Source organism: Xanthobacter autotrophicus (assembly GCF_030015065.1).
Lineage (GTDB): Bacteria > Pseudomonadota > Alphaproteobacteria > Rhizobiales > Xanthobacteraceae > Xanthobacter > Xanthobacter autotrophicus_D.
Map to the genome: position 1 here is coordinate 1 of NZ_JAIVFN010000388.1, position 461 is coordinate 461.

Consider the following 461-nt stretch of genomic DNA (forward strand, 5'->3'; position numbering starts at 1 on the left):
GTCGCCGAGGAACGCATCGAAATGCGCCTGCACCGCGGCGGCGAAGGCCGCGAGCCCCGGCACCTCGGCCAGCGGGCGGCCCTCGAAGGCCGCCATGGGCGCGCGCAGGATGCGGGTCGCGCCGGGGTTGGTGGACTGGATGCGGCCCCGGGCGTCCAGCACGATCACGCCGGACGTCAGGTTGTCCAGGATGGTCTGCAGCCGGTCGCGGGCGGCATCCACCTCGCCCATGCTGTGCTCCACCGCGGAGCGTGCATCCGCCAGCTGCTGCGTCATCACCGCGAAGGAGCGCGTCAGCCCGCCCAGTTCGTCGCCGGTCTGCATCACGGCCTTGGGGCTCAGGTTGCCGGACGCCACCTCCCGCACCCCTTCGGCGAGCAGCAGCAGCGGCCGCGCGAGCTGGCGCCCCAGCAGCACCGCCAGCAGCACCGCTCCGAACACCGCGAGGAACAGGCTCAGCG

Annotated in this window: 1 protein-coding gene; it reads right to left on the reverse strand. The window is 73.5% G+C overall.

Annotated features, from left to right (window positions below; genetic code table 11):
- The coding region (locus K9U40_RS23670) for a HAMP domain-containing protein (RefSeq protein ID WP_282892502.1) at positions 1–461 on the reverse strand (461 nt) is incomplete at both ends.